Origin of the sequence: Marinobacter sediminum, assembly GCF_023657445.1 — a bacterium.
Lineage (GTDB): Bacteria > Pseudomonadota > Gammaproteobacteria > Pseudomonadales > Oleiphilaceae > Marinobacter > Marinobacter sediminum_A.
Window position 1 is genome coordinate 3,072,095 of sequence record NZ_JAGTWY010000001.1, and the last position, 17,530, is coordinate 3,089,624.

Annotated in this window: 16 protein-coding genes; 13 read left to right on the plus strand and 3 right to left on the minus strand. The window is 58.4% G+C overall.

The features are described 5' to 3' along the window. Window positions 1–113 precede the first annotated feature (113 nt). The 3 genes from KFJ24_RS14520 (at window position 114) to KFJ24_RS14530 (ending at window position 3,490) form a co-directional block, all read left to right on the plus strand. Entirely contained in the window at window positions 114–1,334 is a 1,221-nt protein-coding gene (locus tag KFJ24_RS14520; RefSeq protein ID WP_250831804.1) for a Bcr/CflA family multidrug efflux MFS transporter, read from the plus strand. A gap of 98 nt (window positions 1,335–1,432) precedes the next feature. Beyond that, the gene (tpx, locus tag KFJ24_RS14525; protein ID WP_250831805.1) at window positions 1,433–1,930 is read left to right on the plus strand and encodes a thiol peroxidase; all 498 of its coding nucleotides are present in this window, start codon (window positions 1,433–1,435) and stop codon (window positions 1,928–1,930) included. Window positions 1,931–2,200: 270 nt separating this feature from the next. After that, window positions 2,201–3,490: an MATE family efflux transporter gene (locus KFJ24_RS14530; protein WP_250832660.1), complete on the plus strand. Its 1,290-nt coding sequence runs from the start codon at window positions 2,201–2,203 to the stop codon at window positions 3,488–3,490. Here KFJ24_RS14530 and KFJ24_RS14535 read toward each other — a convergent pair. Beyond that, window positions 3,476–3,901, minus strand: coding sequence for a thioesterase family protein (locus tag KFJ24_RS14535; RefSeq protein WP_250831806.1), 426 nt, complete (start codon window positions 3,899–3,901; stop codon window positions 3,476–3,478). The two genes, KFJ24_RS14530 and KFJ24_RS14535, sit on opposite strands and share 15 nt — an antisense overlap. A 135-nt stretch (window positions 3,902–4,036) precedes the next feature. Here KFJ24_RS14535 and KFJ24_RS14540 point away from each other — a divergent pair, with 135 nt between their 5' ends. The 4 genes from KFJ24_RS14540 (at window position 4,037) to KFJ24_RS14555 (ending at window position 8,339) form a co-directional block, all read left to right on the plus strand. After that, on the plus strand, window positions 4,037–5,674 hold the full coding sequence (locus KFJ24_RS14540) for an MBL fold metallo-hydrolase (RefSeq protein WP_250831807.1): 1,638 nt from the start codon (window positions 4,037–4,039) through the stop codon (window positions 5,672–5,674). A gap of 197 nt (window positions 5,675–5,871) precedes the next feature. Beyond that, window positions 5,872–6,303, plus strand: coding sequence for a rubrerythrin family protein (locus KFJ24_RS14545; protein WP_250831808.1), 432 nt, complete (start codon window positions 5,872–5,874; stop codon window positions 6,301–6,303). 89 nt (window positions 6,304–6,392) lie between these two features. Next, window positions 6,393–7,742, plus strand: a complete 1,350-nt coding sequence (locus KFJ24_RS14550) for a heterodisulfide reductase-related iron-sulfur binding cluster (RefSeq protein ID WP_250831809.1) — start codon at window positions 6,393–6,395, stop codon at window positions 7,740–7,742. Between the two features lie 12 nt (window positions 7,743–7,754). Further along, a complete protein-coding gene (locus KFJ24_RS14555) occupies window positions 7,755–8,339 on the plus strand; it encodes a DUF3501 family protein (RefSeq protein ID WP_250831810.1) in 585 nt (194 codons plus the stop codon). Between the two features lie 51 nt (window positions 8,340–8,390). Here the strand turns inward: KFJ24_RS14555 and KFJ24_RS14560 are convergent, their stop codons facing one another. Continuing rightward, window positions 8,391–8,549 (minus strand): YqaE/Pmp3 family membrane protein, encoded by a 159-nt coding sequence (locus KFJ24_RS14560; protein WP_248181915.1) that lies wholly within the window; start codon window positions 8,547–8,549, stop codon window positions 8,391–8,393. Window positions 8,550–8,741: 192 nt separating this feature from the next. On the opposite strand from KFJ24_RS14560, the gene KFJ24_RS14565 reads away from it, so the two are divergent. The 3 genes from KFJ24_RS14565 (at window position 8,742) to KFJ24_RS14575 (ending at window position 11,660) form a co-directional block, all read left to right on the plus strand. Continuing rightward, on the plus strand, window positions 8,742–10,160 hold the full coding sequence (locus KFJ24_RS14565) for a succinylglutamate desuccinylase (RefSeq protein ID WP_434968020.1): 1,419 nt from the start codon (window positions 8,742–8,744) through the stop codon (window positions 10,158–10,160). Between the two features lie 70 nt (window positions 10,161–10,230). Beyond that, entirely contained in the window at window positions 10,231–11,151 is a 921-nt protein-coding gene (locus tag KFJ24_RS14570; protein ID WP_250831811.1) for a DMT family transporter, read from the plus strand. 14 nt (window positions 11,152–11,165) lie between these two features. Further along, window positions 11,166–11,660: a carbohydrate-binding protein gene (locus KFJ24_RS14575; RefSeq protein WP_250831812.1), complete on the plus strand. Its 495-nt coding sequence runs from the start codon at window positions 11,166–11,168 to the stop codon at window positions 11,658–11,660. Here KFJ24_RS14575 and KFJ24_RS14580 read toward each other — a convergent pair whose 3' ends face one another. Next, complete coding sequence (locus KFJ24_RS14580; RefSeq protein ID WP_250831813.1) at window positions 11,661–12,854, minus strand: MalY/PatB family protein; 1,194 nt, start codon at window positions 12,852–12,854, stop codon at window positions 11,661–11,663. A 218-nt stretch (window positions 12,855–13,072) separates the two neighbouring features. Here KFJ24_RS14580 and KFJ24_RS14585 point away from each other — a divergent pair, with 218 nt between their 5' ends. The 3 genes from KFJ24_RS14585 (at window position 13,073) to KFJ24_RS14595 (ending at window position 17,447) form a co-directional block, all read left to right on the plus strand. After that, window positions 13,073–13,960 (plus strand): AEC family transporter, encoded by an 888-nt coding sequence (locus KFJ24_RS14585; protein ID WP_250831814.1) that lies wholly within the window; start codon window positions 13,073–13,075, stop codon window positions 13,958–13,960. A gap of 13 nt (window positions 13,961–13,973) precedes the next feature. Then, on the plus strand, window positions 13,974–14,864 hold the full coding sequence (locus tag KFJ24_RS14590; RefSeq protein ID WP_250831815.1) for a prenyltransferase: 891 nt from the start codon (window positions 13,974–13,976) through the stop codon (window positions 14,862–14,864). An 81-nt stretch (window positions 14,865–14,945) separates the two neighbouring features. Further along, window positions 14,946–17,447 carry an acyl-CoA dehydrogenase gene (locus KFJ24_RS14595; protein WP_250831816.1) on the plus strand — a complete coding sequence of 834 codons (2,502 nt, stop codon included), beginning with the start codon at window positions 14,946–14,948 and terminating at the stop codon, window positions 17,445–17,447. Window positions 17,448–17,530: the final 83 nt, after the last annotated feature.

The following is a 17,530-nucleotide window of genomic DNA, read 5'->3' on the forward strand; positions in this document are numbered from 1 at the left end:
TTATCTTTCAAGCCACACACCACTAGACTCCCCGCTAACAGTACTTCGGCGAGGCGAGGCAGGGGTTTCGGAAAGCCCTGCCTCACCCCACCTGCTCTCAATTCAGGATCAGCATGCTTACGTTAACCAGTATCTGGACAACCATACTACTCGCGGCCGCCGTGGCTCTGGGCCCGCTTGCGACCGACATGTATCTGCCGGCACTGCCACAGATCGGCAGTGACTTTGGTACCGGTACCGATCAGGTTCAGCTGACACTCAGTCTCTACATGGTCGGCTTTGCCATCGCCCAGCTTATTTGCGGACCACTGGCCGACCGCTTCGGCCGCAAACCGATCATGATCGGTGGTTTTGTGCTGTTCGCCATCGCCAGTATTGGTTGCGCTCTCGCGACGAATATCGAAACACTGATTCTGTGCCGGTTCCTGCAAGCTCTGGGGGGTTCCGCAGGCCCGGTACTTGGCCGTGCCGCCATTCGGGACATCTATACCCCGCAGGAAGCGGCAAAGATTCTCGCCATTCTGGCCAGCATCATGGCGCTGGCGCCCGCTATTGCCCCAACCATCGGCGGTTTTCTGGTCGCTGGTCTCGGCTGGTCATCCATCTTCCTCGCACTCGGTGGCTATGCCCTGGTCATGGCGGTCGTCGTGGCTCTTGGCATCCCTGAGCCCATGCACCCGGAGCACCGCCAGCCGCTGAAACTCTGCAGCCTGCTGCGCAACTATCGAAGCATCGCTGGCGATGTCAGCTTTCTGGGTTACACCCTGACCAACGCGCTGATTTTCTCGGGCCTGTTCGCATTTCTGTCCGGCTCGTCGTTCGTGCTGATCGATTTCCTCGGCGTGGCGCCGGAGCATTTTGGCCTCTTCTTCGCCTGTATGGTTGCCGGTTTTGTTGCCGGCAACCTGTCCGCGGTTCGGCTTGGCAGAAAACTGCTTCCGGACCAGATTCTGGTAAGGGGGCTGGTAACCGCAGTCGCCGGCGGCAGCCTTATGGCCGGCCTGGCGTTAAGTGAAGTTTACAACGTCTGGGCAGTCATCCTGCCTCAAACCCTGTTCATGGTCGGGACCGGCATGGTTCTGCCTCAAACCATGGCCGGTGCCATGGCTAACTTCCCGCGTATGGCCGGCTCCGCCTCTGCGCTGTATGGCTTCGTGCAGATGGGAGTTGCGGCCGGAGTTGGCATGCTGGTGGGTCATCTTCACGACGGCACATCGATGATTATGGCGGTAATCATTGCCATCTGTGCCTGCGCTGCACTGGCCAGCTACCTTTTGCTGGTACAGCGCTACCCGGCGTCTGACTTCGAGCCTCAGGGTGTTTCCGCCCGGTAGCCTGAATGGGGTATTTGTCGGAGGCAAGATAGTCCAAACTGGACTACAAAGAGTACATAGAGAACCTCTTAGCCCAGTCAACTGAAAAAGGACCTACCATGACTACTGTGAATCTCGACGGAAACCCCATCGAACTTAGCGGCAACTTCCCCAAAGCCGGTGACAATGCGCCTCCCTTCACTCTGACCAACAGTGGTCTGGAAGAAGTGAAACTGGATAACTGGGCCGGCAAACGGAAGATCCTGAATATCATTCCCAGCATCGACACCGGCGTTTGCGCGGCCTCGACCCGCAAGTTCAACGAACAGGCCAGCAGCCTCGACAACACGGCTGTCCTGGTTATCTCCGCGGATCTGCCTTTCGCTGCGGCACGTTTCTGCGGCGCCGAGGGCCTTCAGGATGTGATTACCCTATCCTCGTTCCGCAACTACAGCTTCCAGCAGGACTACGGGGTTGCGATTCAGGATGGCCCACTGGCCGGCCTCTGCGCCCGCGCAGTCGTGGTCCTGGACGAGGACAACAAGGTTCTGCACAGTCAACTTGTTGACGAAATCAAAGATGAGCCGGATTACGAAGCAGCTCTCAAGGCGCTTTGATCGAGCCAGCCAAATCGGGCCGGTCATGCACCGGCTCTGAGCTTGACCGGCGGGGCTGCCGCCACAGACTGTGCACTGTCAGGGATGGCAATGCCAAGCTCCCAGGGATGTGTCCAGGGCGCGTCTGAGGCGGCAGCCACGCCGATCGAGCCGCCCCCGAAACCTGAAGCCAAATCTGTTAGAATCCCCCCCTCATTCGAATCAAGGCCCAACCCCTAACCCGTGAGCAAGTCACCCGAGACCGCCAGCCTCCCGCGCCAGCTCTACACCATGACCTGGCCCATGCTCTTCGGCGTGCTCTCACTGATGACCTTCCAGCTGGCAGACAGTGCCTTTATCGGCCAACTGGGCAGAGACCCACTGGCGGCGCTCGGTTTCACCCTGCCCATGCAGCAACTGATCATCGGTCTTCAGGTTGGTCTGGGGATTGCCACCACCGCCATTGTTTCCCGCACACTTGGTGCTGGTGACGAAGTCCGCGCTTACCGACTGGGAGGCCTGATCATTACGGTAGGCGGAACCCTGGTTTTCCTGTTGTGTGTAAGCCTATGGTTTCTGCAGAGCCACATCATGACCGCTCTCGGCGCGGAAGATGCACTTCTGCCATTGATCCGAAGTTACTGGGTTCCCTGGCTCATTGCCGCCTGGACCGGCGCGTTTTTGTACTTTGGCTACAGCGTGTGCCGCTCCCATGGCGATACCAAGCTGCCCGGCTATATGATGGTCGCTACCAGCCTGACGAACATTGCCCTGGATCCGCTCTACATCTTTGTCTTCGACTGGGGCTTGCCCGGCGCCGCCTGGGCAACGGTGACGTCCTTTACTATTGGCTGCCTGGTGATTTATCCAAAGCTCCTGAAACGGCACTGGGCCCGCTTTGACCTGCAACAGCTTGCCCTCGGGCAGGCGCTGAGGCAGCTCAACGGCATCATGGCACCGGCCATGGTCAGTCAACTGATGCCGGCGGTTTCGGCCATGCTGGCGACGGCACTTGTGGCCGGTTTTGGATCTGCGGCCGTAGCCGCGTGGGGGCTCGGCACGCGTCTGGAATTTTTCTCGATTGTGGTGGTTCTGGCGCTGACCATGTCGATGCCGCCTATGATTGGCCGGTTGCTCGGGGCCGGGGACATCGAACAGATCCGCAAGCTGGTGCGCATCGCGGTCCGGTTTGTGGTGGTCTGGCAGCTTGCCATTGGTCTGACCTGGGTGGTGGCCTCGGGGCTGGTTTCGGACCTGTTCACCAGTGACGGCGATGTCCAGGACATACTGGCCGGCTATCTCGTACGGGTGCCCCTAAGCTACAGCGGCCTGGGTGTGTGCATGTTGATGGTGTCAGTATGCAACGCCCTGGGGCTCGCCATGCGGGCCTTGCTGGTATCCACTTTGCGACTGTTTCTCTGCTTCCTGCCCCTGCTCTGGTTAGGCAGCCAGATCAATGGCGTATTCGGCCTGATGAGCGGGGCGCTGGTGGGCAATCTGTTCGCAGGCGCGATGGCCTACCATTTTTATCACTCCGGCATGGTCAGTCTGAGGGGCAGGATGTCCTCAGCCAAAGCGTGAACGAAAGCTCTCGGGTATGGCTACCACTTCCTTGCGCTGGTAGTTAAAGAAGACGAAACCATACTTCGCCATTGCTACCGGCTGGCCACTTTCGGCCTTGGTGACCCGGAACACAAAATCCCCGCCGTACTTGTTGAAATCCATCAGGCCCACTTCAAAGCGCAACATTTCCGGGAAAAACGACTCGGACTGATACATGGTGGCCAGATCCGTCACGATAATCCCCGTGCCATCCTGGCCCGCTTCCTGAAGACCATAGTTCACCAGAAACTGGGCCCTGGCTTCTGACAACATGGAGATCAGAGCGTCATTGCCCAGATGGTTGGCACCGTTGATATCGGTGATTCGTACCGGCATTCTGGTTTCAAAGCAGAAAACATCGTCCGGAAAGGTGAGTTTGATTCTGGCCACGCTGGCTACCTTGTCTGATGGGATAACTTGGAAGGCCGGATGATACGCGTTTGGCTTTTTCTGTTCACCTTTCGGTGAATTCGGTTATCTTGCTTATTATCCTTTGCGCATCGAAATTGGGGAAAAGGCACACCTATGGATATTCGCCCTGCCGCAACGCTGGTCCTGACACGAGATACTCAAGACGGCCTCGAAGTATTATTGCTCCAGCGCACCTGGAAGGCCGTGTTCATGCCGGGCTATTTTGTGTTCCCCGGCGGCGCCGTCGATCAGCAGGAAGCCTCCGCACGCGAACACATTGCGGGTTCAGAAGACGCCCAGATCAGCCATACCATGAGTCTGGACGAGGGCGGCGCAGACTATATGCTTGCCGCTGTCCGTGAATGTTTCGAAGAAGCCGGAATTCTGCTGGCCGTGGATCCGCAGGGCCAGACTGTCGGTGGAGATCACGGAGTCCTCAGGGATCGGGAGGCAGTTTTCCGGGGCGACCTGACGCTTGCGGACATCTGCAGGCAACACGGGCTGACGATTCCGTTGGACCGGGTAGCCTACCTGAGCCACTGGACGACGCCACCCGGTCCGCCTCGCCGCTTTGATACCCGGTTTTTTGTCACCACGGCGCCGATGGGCCAGCAGGCGAGCCATGATGGTGTGGAAACCATTGACCATCTCTGGATCAGCCCGGCACAGGCACTGGACGATCATCGCAGCGGCCGCCGGTTACTGGGGCTGCCAACACTCCGGACCCTGCGGATTTTAAGCGATTTCAGCACGTCTGACGCGCTGATGCGTTATGCCCACGCTAATCCGCCAGAATCAGCCCCTGACAAGGCCTGGCCGGCAATAAAAAAGGGCAAACCGGTCATGCTGGAACCCGGAGCGCCAGCCTATGATGAAGCTGCCAAACTGGATCCGGAAGGGGAAGGTTCTGTCAGCGCCGAGATTGTTCCCGGTGAGGCGGTAGAGGTTGCCGCCGGCGTGAGACGGCTGACGGCTCCGAATCCGGGTGTCATGACGGGGCCTGGCACCAATACCTATATCATCGGGCACGACCGGTTCACAGTAATTGACCCGGGGCCTGATGATCCAGCACACATAAAGCGCATTCTGGAGCTGACCGGAGGACGAATTGACAGGGTGCTGGTCACCCATACCCACCGTGATCACTCACCCGGCACAGGCTCGATCAAACAGGAAACTGGCTGCGTGCTCGCTGGCCTGCCGGCCCCGGATGGCGCTTCGCAGGATTCAGGTTTTACACCGGATGAACAGCCAGTCCACGGCGAGCTGATTGGGACCGATGCGGGACAGCTGAAGGTCATTCACACCCCGGGCCACGCGTCTAATCACCTGTGCTTTCTGCTGGCCGATCAGGAATTACTGTTCACCGGCGACCACATCATGCAGGGGTCAACGGTGGTGATTAACCCGCCGGATGGCGATATGAAGGCCTACCTGGAGTCGCTCTACGATCTGCTTGCCGAGCCTGCCCGGTTCCTGGCCCCGGGGCATGGTTTTTTGATGGGCCAGCCGGAGGCTGTGGTCGATTACCTGATCACACATCGCCTTGCCAGGGAGCACAAGGTGGCGAAGGCACTGAAAGAACATGCGCCCGTGACCCTGAAGGATTTGACGGCCAAAGCCTATGATGATGTACCGACTGCCATTCACGGCGTTGCATCACGTTCAGCCCTGGCTCACCTGCTGAAACTGGAAGCCGAAGGCCGTGCGGGCCAGAAAAGCGAGCTCTGGCATGCCACCCGGGAAACCTGATTGGACGGCCAGAATTTAGGTGCAGCAGCAAATAATATGATTCAGCAATTGAAATAGAGTCCGCCTTGCCGGTCCATAGAAAGAATCGATGAGTAAATTTTAAACAACAGACTATGTTTAATCTGTGATCAAAATTCACACACCGAACATTTCGTTCCGTGTAGCAACAACAAAACGAATCACAGGAGCAAGAGACTATGGACCTTAAGGGCACCCAAACCGAACAGTGTTTAAAAGACGCATTTTCCGGTGAATCCCGTGCAAACCGACGCTATCTCTATTTCGCCAACATGGCGGACATTGAGGGTGCGCCGGAGGTAGCCAATGTCTTCCGTAATACCGCCGAAGGTGAAACCGGCCATGCTCACGGCCACATGGAATATCTGGTAAACGGCGGTTCCGGCGATCCGGAAACCGGTCTGCCCTCCGGCAACGTGGCTTCAGCCCTCGAAGCGGCGATTGCGGGCGAAACTCACGAATACACGGACATGTACCCAGGCATGGCAAAAACCGCCCGGGACGAAGGCTTCGATGAGATCGCCGACTGGTTTGAAACCCTGGCCAAGGCCGAGCGGAGCCACGCCAACAAATTTACCAAAACGCTGGAAGCCTACCGGGCAGAAGCCTGATCCCGTCTGACCGAGTCTGGTGCCACCCTCGCATGCCCGTGCGCGCGGGGTGTGGCGCTATTTCCTTAACGTGACAAGGCGAACCGATCATGGCCGGACCACAACAGAACCGCGAAGGCAATCTCGAGGCCCCCACGCGGCATGCCATCGACTGGAAGAGTGCCGACTACTATGACGAAGACAAGGTGCTCTCAGAAATGGAGCGCGTCTTCGACATCTGCCACGGTTGTCGCCGTTGCGTCAGCCTTTGCCAGAGCTTCCCCACACTCTTTGACCTGATCGACGAGTCCGACACCCTGGAAGTGGACGGTGTCGACAAGGGTGATTACGGTAAAGTGGCGGACCAGTGCTACCTCTGCGACATGTGCTACATGGCCAAGTGCCCCTATGTACCGCCACACCAGTTCAATGTCGACTTCCCCCACCTGATGCTGCAGTACAAGGCTATCCAGCACAGGAAAACCGGCGGCAGTTTCCGGGACAAGCTGTTCTCCAGCACCGACACCCTGGGCAAGCTGGCCGGCATCCCGCTGGTGACTGAAACGGTCAACGCCGTCAACCACTGGAAACCGGCCCGGGAGATCATGGAAAAACAACTGGGCGTGGACAAGGATGCCTGGCTTCCCTCTTTCGCTGACCACAAGTTCCGTAACAGCGCCCGCCCCAACGAGACTTTTGAGGCCAAAGCCGGTGAGCGCACTCCTGGCAAGGTCGCACTGTTCGCAACCTGCTACGTTAATTTCAACGAGCCCGGCATGGGCGAAGACCTGGTTAAGGTACTGGAACACAATGAGATTCCGTGGACCATTGCCGAGAAAGAAGTTTGCTGCGGTATGCCGAAGCTGGAACAGGGCGACCTGGACTCGGTGGAGTCCCTGAAACGGGTCAACATTCCTCACCTCGCCAAACTGGCTCGGGAGGGTTACGCATTGCTGGCACTGGTACCGAGCTGCACGCTGATGTTCAAGCAGGAGCTGCCGCTGATGTTCCCGGACGACGAGGAAGTCGCGCTTGTCCGCGATGCCTTCTGGGATCCGTTCAACTATCTGGTCCAGCGGCAGAAAGATGGCCTGTTAAAAACCGATTTCAGGGAAGGGCTGGGCAAGGTCGCCTACCACACGCCTTGCCATGGTCGGGTCCAGAACATTGGCAAGAAAACTGAGGAATTCCTCAAGTCGATACCCGATACGGAGGTCAGCACCACCGAGCGGTGTAGCGGCCATGCCGGCACCTACGGCATCAAGAAGGAATTTCATAAAAACAGCATGAAGATTGGGCGCCCGGTATTTCGACAGATGAATCAGGTCGAACCGGACTTTATCAGCAGCGACTGTCCGCTGGGTGGCCATCACATCGCCCAGGGCATCGAGGAAAACCATCAGAACAATCCGGCCCTGTCGCACCCTATAAGTCTTGTGCGCAAGGCTTATGGCCTGTAGAGGAGGTTCAGAGTGACACAGATAACCCGCGACTCACTGCTCACTTTGGAAGCCTATGCCAGGCAGCGCCCCCAATTGCGGGCCGAGGCTATGGCACTGAAAAAGAAGCGCAGTGTGTTTATTGGCCCCAACGTGACCCTGCAGTTCGAGAATGAAGCCACCATTCGATATCAGATCCAGGAGATGCTGAGGATTGAAAAAACCTTTGAGGAGGAGGGCATCGAGGAAGAACTGGAAGCCTACAATCCGCTGATTCCCGATGGTGACAACTTCAAGGCCACCATGATGATTGAGTTCACCGATCCGGCCGAGCGAAACATCAAACTCACGGAACTGAGGAAGATCGAGAACCACACCTATATTCAGGTTTCCGGCCATGATCGCTGTTACGCCTTTGCCGACGAGGACATGGACCGGGCCAATGACAGCAAAACCAGCGCGGTGCATTTCCTCCGTTTCCAGCTCACGCCTGACATGGTGCAATCCGCCAAACAGGGGGTGCCCCTGGCCATTGGCATTGACCACCCGGGCTACAATCACAGAATCGATGAAATCTCGCCGGACGCCCAGGGCAGTCTGCTTCAGGATTTGAAATAATCGACGACGATACCCTCAAAAGCCCGGATCTTCCGGGCTATTTTCTGCACGTTACTTCTTGGCGATGATGTACACGGCATGCACAATGCCGGGGATATAGCCCAGAAGGGTCAACAAAATGTTGATCCAGAAGTGTTTGCCAATACCTACCTGTAAAAATACGCCTAACGGCGGTAACAAAATCGCAACCAGAATTCGCAAAAGATCCATACCGTTATTCCCCCAGGCCGCGTATAAGGTCAATTTAAACGCAACATAGCACCTGTATACCGGTTTTACAGGTAACATTGCGCAACCATGTCCGTTTTTCATGAAAGTGGCATTAAACCTTTGTCACAGCTGTATTCATGACCGGCAGCGGCCCTCTATCCTTGAGCGCATTCTGACGACCCGTGAGGAATTATGCTGTTTCACTGGCATCAAAAGCTGACGTTATCCCGATTGTTCCCCGGCATGCTGGCTCTTTGCCTGCCCGCATCCGTGCTTGCAGCCCCGCCCGCAGACACCGGGACCAAGGCATCGGAAATTCTGGTTGCGGAACTGGCCGAAGACGAAAACGTTGAAGACATTGAACAGTCCCAGCCACGAAAGACCCGTAAGCCTCAAATAGCAGAGCCAGTAACTGCCACCGTCGGCGAAAAAGCCAAACCCAGGTCGGCCAAGAAAGTGGCGCCCAACATCGACCTCAAAGAGGTCGCGCCTGCGCCGAAATCCGAGACAGAGCCGACATTGCCAGAGGTGCAGGCCACCGAAGCATCCGAGCCGGCACAGGTCGAACAGCACACACCCCAGGAAGACAGCGAGGTCCGCCCCGGAGAAGAGACCGTGACCGCTGCACCGACAGAAAAACCGGTTGAAGCGGCGAAGAATTTCACCCTGCTGGGTAATGAAGTGCTGCCTGCCACCTCTACCCGGCTGGCCTGGTCTCCGGGCATCCAGATTGCCGGCCTGTCACAGCCCACACCGGTTCTGGTGGTGAACGGAGCCAAGGCCGGTCCGACCCTATGCCTGACCGGCGCTATTCACGGCGATGAACTCAACGGCATCGAAATCATTCGTCGCACCATGTATGACCTCGAGCCAAAAAAACTCTCTGGCCGGGTGGTCGGTATTCCCATTGTGAATCTGCCGGGATTCCAGCAGGGCAGCCGCTATCTGCCAGACCGTCGCGACCTGAATCGCCACTTCCCCGGAAGCCCGGATGGCAGCCTGGCCGACCGCATCGCCTATTCCCTGTTTGAGAACATCATCCGCCGCTGCGACATGCTGGTCGACATCCATACCGGTTCGCTCAAGCGCACGAACCTGCCGCAGTTACGGGCCGACATGAACAATCCGGATGTAGCCACCTTTACCCAGGGATTTGACCGGATGGCGGTCGTCCACAGCACCGGCTCCCCGGGCATGCTTCGAAGCGCTTCCGTGGCCGCCGGTATCACCACCGTCACCCTGGAAGCGGGTGAGTCACATCGTATTCAGGAGCACCAGATTGAAGCCGGTGTGAACAGCCTCACCAGCCTGATGGAAAGGCAGGGGATGATTTCCCGGATGTTTGTCTGGGGCGATCCGGAGCCGGTGTACTACGACTCCGACTGGATCCGCGCCGAGCACGGCGGCATTCTGTTCAGCGACGTGGAACTGGGTGCCCGGGTCTCCGAAGGCGAGATTCTGGGCTATGTCGCCGATCCGATTACCAATGCCCAGTACCCCATCCGCTCCAGCAGTAATGGCCGTATCATCGGTATGGCCGTGGACCAGGTCGTGATGGCCGGCTTTGCCGCCTACCACATTGGTACGGAGGCAGAAGTACCCGGAGAGTAGTATCCTATGCGTTTTACCTGACAACACCCAATCAACGGGAGCGAATGTGTCCACGGGAAACGCGGGATTTTTGTCCAGATATCAGGGCCTGGCCTACGTCGGTCTGGTCCTTACTCCGCTGTTCTGGGCGGGAAATGCCGTGGTGGCCCGGGGAACCGTCGAGCACATCCCGCCCCTGTCCATGTCCTTCTGGCGCTGGGTCATCGCACTCACCATCCTGCTGCCTTTCGGGCTGCCGGGCATCTGGCGGCACCGAGAGGTTATCCGCCATCGGCTGGGCTCTATGCTGGCCCTCGCCACTTTCAGTGTCGGCGCATTCAATTCGTTGCTGTATTTTGCCGCCACCACCACCACGGCAACCAACATTGCCCTTATCAACGCAACCATACCGATCTTTGTCGCACTGCTGGCGTGGATTCTGCTCGGAGATCGTACCCGGCCGATTCAGGCCTGCGGCATTGCTCTCGCTGTACTGGGGATTCTGACCGTCGTAGCCAGAGGCGATATCTCCGTGCTGACCGGCCTGCAGGCCCAGCCGGGGGATCTGATCATGGTCGCTGCCGTCTTCAGCTGGGGACTGTTCTCCGTGCTATTGCGGCGCCAGTCTGTGCCACTGCCGGCGCTGACCTTTCTGACAATGCAGATACTCCTGGGCGCGCTCGTCATCCTGCCGTTTTATCTGATGGACCTGCTGTTCTTCAGCGGCGGGTTCGAACTCTCCCGGGCGACCGCGCTACCATTGCTCTACTTCGCCATTTTTCCCGGTATTCTGGCATATGGCTTCTGGAACCACGGGGTGCACAAGATCGGCCCATCCAAAGCCGCCATTTTCATGTACCTGACACCGGTCTTCGCCTCTGTGCTGGCAGGTATATTTCTGGGAGAATCCCTGGGCCCGTTCCACATCATAGGTGGGCTGTTGATTCTCGGCGGGCTGTTGCTGGCTACCCGTGCCGGCCGCCATACACCCGATTACCGTAAAACGGGCTGAAAAAGGAGTCCCCCATGTCTGGCAAACGTCCAATCCAAAGTCTGATTTCCATCCTTGGCCTGGTCCTTTTCGCAAGCTTTGCAACCACCTCCACCGCCCTGGCCCAGCCCTGTCATCCGGAAGAGGCCAGCTGGGATCCCAGCCAGTCCTACACCGAAGGGAGTGTGGTCTTCTATAACGACCAGTGGTATCAGGCCAGAGATTTGAACAACGGCAAGGAACCAGGGATAACCTTTGAGTGGAAAGATCTGGAAGAGGTGCCTGACTGCAACCAGCAGACACAGTCAGGTGGAAGTACTACCGGGGACCCGTCTCCGGACTCAGGATCTTCACTGTGCGTGCGCCCGGAACACTGGCGTTTTTCCCACGACTATTCACAGGGGGCCATGGTTACGCATGGCGGTAAGGTATGGAAAGCCGCTGGCGCAACGTCCGGCGATATGCCGGGCATGGCCGAGCCGCCAGGCTGGCAGCTTGTACCGGACCACTGTTCCCTGAAACTCGACTGATCAGCGGTTAGCCGCGAGCGCCGCTTCAATGCGCGTGAGCACATCCGTGAGCACCGATCTCGAGCAACCGATGTTAAGGCGCATGAACCCACGACCCGGCTCACCAAAGGAGATGCCGGGGTTCATGCCCACTCCGGCATCCCGGACGAAGAACCGTTTCAGTTCCGGGTCTGGCATGCCCAATCCCCGGCAGTCCAGCCACATCAGATAGGTGCCCTCCGGGGAGGAAACACTGATGCCCGGCAAGCGCTGATTGACCGTCTTCTCAACATAGTCGCGATTTGCCTGCAGATAGCCCATTAACTCGTCCAGCCAGGGCCCACCCTCTCGGTAGCCGGCCTCAAAACCGGCGATGCTGAACGGATTACACTGGGGCATATGCATGGACTGAAACACGGTGGTCATGGCCTTCCGGCGCTTCTCATCCGGAATCACCAGGGCCGACAGCCCCAGTCCGGGCATATTGAAGCTCTTGCTCGGCGCGATCGCCGTCACCAGAGCATCCTCCGGACCTGCGAGTGTGGCAAGCACGGAATGCGCCGGCCGGTCCGAAAAGGTCAGGTCACAATGGATTTCGTCGGAGACTACGACCAGGTCGTGTTTTCGGGCGATGGCCAGAACCGCCTCCAACTCTTCCTTTGACCACACTCTTCCCACTGGATTGTGCGGCGAGCACAACATAAGGATCCGCGCATCCGCGCGGGCAGCGCAGGCCTCAAGGTGGTCGATGTCCATGCGGTAATGGGCACCCTCTCCGCCACTTTGCTCAAGCACCAGCGGATTTTCGATAACCGTCCGACCACTTTGCCGGACAGAGCTGAAGAACGGCGGGTAAACCGGGGGCTGGATAATCACGCCCTGCCCCGGTTCCGAATAAGCCATGCAGGCCGCATGCAAGGAGGGGACGACTCCCGGCGCCATTAAAATCCACTCCCTCTGGATAACCCAGTCATGACGGGTCCGGAACCAGTCAATGATCGACTGGTACAGGCTGTCCGGAAACAGGGTGTAGCCATACACCGGGTGGGCCGCCCGTTCCATGAGCGCACGGGTAACGGCCTCCGGGGCAGCGAAGTCCATGTCCGCCACCCAGACCGGGATAACATCATCGCGTCCGAAAACAGCCTTGCGGGCGTCGAATTTGACGGAGCAGGTGTCTTCACGGGGTACAGGCTGATCGAACGGGATGGTCACAAAAAGGCTCCGCAGCAGGTTAAGATAGGGCCATTTATTGTGGGGCCGCTGCCAGACCATCGCAACCACCTCTCTGACCATCCGTTACCGTCCGGACTTGGTCTTTGGTCGAAAGACGGCGAATAGTACTTGCCGAAACAACCTGATGCTTGCGAACCTAACGGTTTATTTGCCAGAACCCTGATTTCAGCCCCCCGGATTACTATCGGAGCTATTCAATGATTGGTCAGATTCTGTCCACGATGTTGCCGGTTTTCATCATTGCCGGCTGTGGTGCACTTTACGGTCGCTACCGTAGCCCGGACATTCAGGGCCTGAACGTGCTGAACATGGAGCTGTTTGTGCCCATGCTGGTGTTTGCGGTCCTTGCGGACCAGCAGGCGCCGCTGCAGGAGTACGCGCGGCTGGCCCTGGCAGGAGCCGTCGTAGTAGTGGGATCCGGTATTTTACTGTACCCGCTGGCGAAGGTTATGAAGCTCAACCTGAAAACCTTCCTGCCACCAATGATGTTCAACAACTCCGGCAACATGGGCATCCCGCTGCTGGTACTGGCGTTCGGCGACGCAGCGCTGCCGGCGGCCATCGTGCTGTTCATTGTCGAGATGCTACTGCACTTCTCGGTGGGCCTGTACATGCTGGACCCCCATACCTCCATTGTTCAGCGCCTGAAGCTCCCGATTGTATTCGCAAGTATTGCGGGACTCGCCGTCAATCTGGGCGGCGTTCCGCTGCCGGAATGGCTGCTCGAAACCCTGAACATGCTGGGTGGCGTATGCATCCCTCTGATGCTGTTTGCCCTGGGTGTACGCATGCTTGATATCGACTTCAGCGACTGGAAGCTGGGCATGCTGGGAGCCATCGCTTGCCCTGCCAGCGGCCTGCTGCTGGCCTGGCCGATGATTGCAGTGCTGGACCTGCCAGGTCTGCAGGTGGCGTCGCTCTGGGTATTTGCCGCCTTACCCCCGGCGGTACTCAATTATATGGTCGCCGAGCAATACCGGCAGGAGCCCCATAAGGTTGCGTCCCTGGTGCTGCTCGGCAACCTTGGCAGCCTGATTGTGATGCCCATTGTTCTGGGTCTGGTGTTTGCCGAAGGCTACATCTAGGGAAAAGGAACCCATGTCCGAAACCGCTGCGGTTGTCCGCGCCTCGCGCCCTAATTTCCTGATTCTCGCACCCTTGTGCGCAGGCCTGGGTGTTGCCATTGCCTGGCAACAGGGGCAGCCGCCGGCAATGCTCGATACCCTCCTGGTCCTGGTCGGTGCCCTGCTCGCCCATGCAGCCGTCAACCTGCTCAATGAGTACGAAGATTTTATCTCCGGCCTCGATCTCATCACCCAGCGGACGCCGTTTTCCGGAGGCAGTGGTGCACTGCCGGAAGTCCCGTCTGCAGCCAGGGGCGTATTGACCGCTGCCCTCGGGACCCTCGGGCTGGTCATTACCATTGGTTGCTACTTTCTCTGGCAGCGAGGCATGCCGATGCTGGTACTGGGCGTTGCCGGTGTGGTTCTGGTACTCACCTATACGCGCTGGATCACCCGGTCACCACTGTTGTGCCTGCTGGCACCGGGCATGGGCTTCGGCCCGGTCATGGTGCTCGGAACACTGGTCGCCCTGGGTGCGCGGATGGATACGACTGCAGTCACCGCCTCGGTGATCAGTTTACTGCTGGCGAGTGAACTGTTGCTGATCAATCAGATTCCGGATGCGGCAGCCGACCAGAAGATTGGCCGCCGACATCTTGTGATTACACTGGGAAAGCGGGCTGCAGCCAGGCTGGTCGCCGCTCTGCTCATGGGCAGTTACGCCGTTATCATCGCCGGGCTTGTGGCCGACTGGTTGCCACCTTTGACATCGATTACCTTGCTGGCCTCCCCGTTTGCGCTGTGGGTCAGTTGGACATTACCTTCCCGCCTTGACCACCCGGAGCGCCTCAATACTGTTCTCGGCATCAACGTGGCCGTGCTGTTGGCCACGCTGGCACTCCTCACTGTCGGGCTCAGTCTCTAGCCACCTCTTGCAACTGCACGAAAATTAACCGATGGTTAAAGCGAATCTGGTTGATTTCATTCATGATAGGGAGGTCTGCCCATGAGTGTTCTTCTTTTACTGGTCAGTGCGCTGGTACTGATCTACCTTGGCATCGGCGGCACAACCGCTGCAGCCGTTATGGCGATTGCTACAGTCGTGGGACTGTTCCAGGACGAATGGCACCTTCTCAGTATTGTGTGCGGCGGTGTGTTGCTGGCACTCGCGCTGATTCTGGTACTGCCCGGTGACCTGCGCCTCGACAAACTGAGCCGGCCATTGCTCGGCTGGGTTCGCAGTCGTTTGCCCAAACTCTCGGACACCGAAGCCGAAGCCCTGAAATCCGGCTCCGTTGATTGGGACGGTGAGCTTTTTTCCGGCAAACCGGAATGGAACAAGCTGCTTGATGCCAAACCCGCCCACCTCTCCAGCGAAGAACAGGCCTTTCTGGATGGCCCGGTGGAAAAACTGTGCGGGATGCTGGATGACTGGAAGATCACCCATGAGCAATACGATCTGCCCGACAAAGTCTGGAAGTTCATTCGCGAAAAGGGCTTTTTCGGGCTAGTGATCCCCAAGGAGGACGGCGGCCTGGGTTTCTCCAACACCGCCCACTCCGAAATCGTCATGAAAATCTCCACCCGTAGCGTTTCGGCGGCGGTTACGGTCATGGTCCCGAATTCCCTCGGACCGGGCGAGCTGCTGATGCATTACGGTACCGACGAGCAAAAACAGCACTACCTGCCCCGGCTGGCCGGCGGTGAAGAAATTCCATGTTTCGCCCTGACCTCTCCGGTCGCCGGCTCCGATGCCGGCGCTATCCCCGACAAGGGCATCGTCTGCAAGGGCAAGTGGAATGGCAAGGAAGTGCTGGGTCTGAAGGTTACCTGGAACAAGCGCTACATCACCCTGGCGCCGGTCGCGACCCTCATTGGTCTGGCCATCAAGGTCTATGACCCGGATAAACTCCTGGGCGGCAGTGACGACGTAGGCGTGACCTGTGTACTGGTGCCCCGGGAAACCGAGGGCGTAAACGCGGGTGCCCGCCACCTGCCGATGAACACCGTATTCATGAACGGGCCTACCTGGGGCACTGACGTGTTCATCCCCATGGAACAGGTCATTGGCGGGCAGGACATGCTCGGCAAAGGCTGGACCATGCTGCTGGAATGCCTGTCCATCGGCCGCTCCATTTCCCTGCCCGCGCTGGGCACTGGTGCCGGCAAGGTGGCGAGTCTGGCCACTGGCTCTTACGCTTACACCCGTGAACAGTTCGGCCGGTCCATCAGTCAGTTCGAGGGGGTTCAGGAAGCCCTCGAACCGATTGCAGGCTACACCTACATGATGGATGCTGCGCGCCTGCTGACCTCAGGCATGCTGGATCGTGGTGTCAGGCCTTCGGTCCCTTCGGCAGTGTTGAAATACCGGAACACCGATCTGATGAGGGAAGTCATCAACCACGCCATGGATGTGGTTGCCGGCCGTGGTGTGATCACCGGCCCCCGTAACTTCCTGGCCAGAGCCTATCAGGCCGTCCCCATCGGTATCACCGTAGAGGGGGCGAACATTCTCACCCGCAGCCTGATGATCTTTGGTCAGGGCTCGATCCGCTGCCATCCGTTCATCGTTGAAGAAATCGAAGCCGCCGGCATGGAGGATGAAGACAAGGCAGCGAAGAAATTTGACGGAATCTTCTACCGTCATCTGGCCCATACCACCCGAAATGCCATGCGGGCATGCCTGCTCGGACTGACCAGAGGTTGGGCCGAGTCCGTACCGCGGCAGGGCAACATCAAATCCAGCTACCGGCAACTGGCGAGGTTCTCCGCAGCCTTTGCCCTGATGACCGACGTCACCCTGCTGACTGTCGGTGGTGGTCTCAAGGCCCGTCAACGGCTGTCGGGCCGGATGGCGGATTGCCTGACACAGCTGTATTACGCCACAGCGGTCATCAAACAATGGCATGAAGAAGGCTATCCGGACGATCAGCGGCCGCTGGTGGAATGGTGCCTGCAAACCTGTCTTCGGGATCTGCAGGGCTCCATGCGCGAAGCCATTATAAACTTCCCGGTACCGGCGCTGCGCTGGCCCCTGCGTCTACTGGTCTTCCCGCTGGGCGCCACTGGCCTGAACGGCCCCGATGATAAGCTGGGCGCCCGAGTAGCGGAAACTATTGTGAAAGATACCCCTGTCCGGAAGCGCGTCAGCCGTGGCGCTTACGTCACGATGGATCCGGAGGATTCCCTGGGCCGGGTACTGAATGCCTACAAGCTGGCCAATGAAACCGCGGATATGCGCAACCGCCTGCACGAGGCCATCAGAAATCGGGATGAGGACGAGCTGGACGGCATCGCCCTGCTGATGGGCCACCAACGCAAGGAACTGGTGGACTGGGCCTGTGCCCAGGGTGTGGTAAAAGCCGACGAGTGCGACCAGCTGCTGGAAGCACTGACCGCACTCTACGATGTGATCCGAGTGGACGCCTTTGAGGGCGACGGCCTCAAGGCCCTGTCACGGTGCGCCAAAGGCAAACGCAAAGTGGTGGAACGTCCGGCTCAGGACTAAGAGTAACCGCAAGGAACCACGGGCCGGACACGGCCCGTGGTTATTTTCAGGCCATTGATTTCCAGTCCCTTTACCTCCCGCTC

Bases quoted from the DNA above. Each gene is read 5' to 3' on its own strand.
- KFJ24_RS14590 (WP_250831815.1), top strand. From the start codon at position 13,974: ATGTCCGAAACCGCTGCGGTTGTCCGCGCCTCGCGCCCTAATTTCCTG.
- KFJ24_RS14560 (WP_248181915.1), bottom strand. From the start codon at position 8,549: ATGGATCTTTTGCGAATTCTGGTTGCGATTTTGTTACCGCCGTTAGGC.
- KFJ24_RS14545 (WP_250831808.1), top strand. From the start codon at position 5,872: ATGGACCTTAAGGGCACCCAAACCGAACAGTGTTTAAAAGACGCATTT.
- KFJ24_RS14530 (WP_250832660.1), top strand. From the start codon at position 2,201: ATGACCTGGCCCATGCTCTTCGGCGTGCTCTCACTGATGACCTTCCAG.
- KFJ24_RS14520 (WP_250831804.1), top strand. From the start codon at position 114: ATGCTTACGTTAACCAGTATCTGGACAACCATACTACTCGCGGCCGCC.
- KFJ24_RS14540 (WP_250831807.1), top strand. From the start codon at position 4,037: ATGGATATTCGCCCTGCCGCAACGCTGGTCCTGACACGAGATACTCAA.
- tpx (WP_250831805.1), top strand. From the start codon at position 1,433: ATGACTACTGTGAATCTCGACGGAAACCCCATCGAACTTAGCGGCAAC.
- KFJ24_RS14575 (WP_250831812.1), top strand. From the start codon at position 11,166: ATGTCTGGCAAACGTCCAATCCAAAGTCTGATTTCCATCCTTGGCCTG.
- KFJ24_RS14585 (WP_250831814.1), top strand. From the start codon at position 13,073: ATGATTGGTCAGATTCTGTCCACGATGTTGCCGGTTTTCATCATTGCC.
- KFJ24_RS14565 (WP_434968020.1), top strand. From the start codon at position 8,742: ATGCTGTTTCACTGGCATCAAAAGCTGACGTTATCCCGATTGTTCCCC.
- KFJ24_RS14595 (WP_250831816.1), top strand. From the start codon at position 14,946: ATGAGTGTTCTTCTTTTACTGGTCAGTGCGCTGGTACTGATCTACCTT.
- KFJ24_RS14550 (WP_250831809.1), top strand. From the start codon at position 6,393: ATGGCCGGACCACAACAGAACCGCGAAGGCAATCTCGAGGCCCCCACG.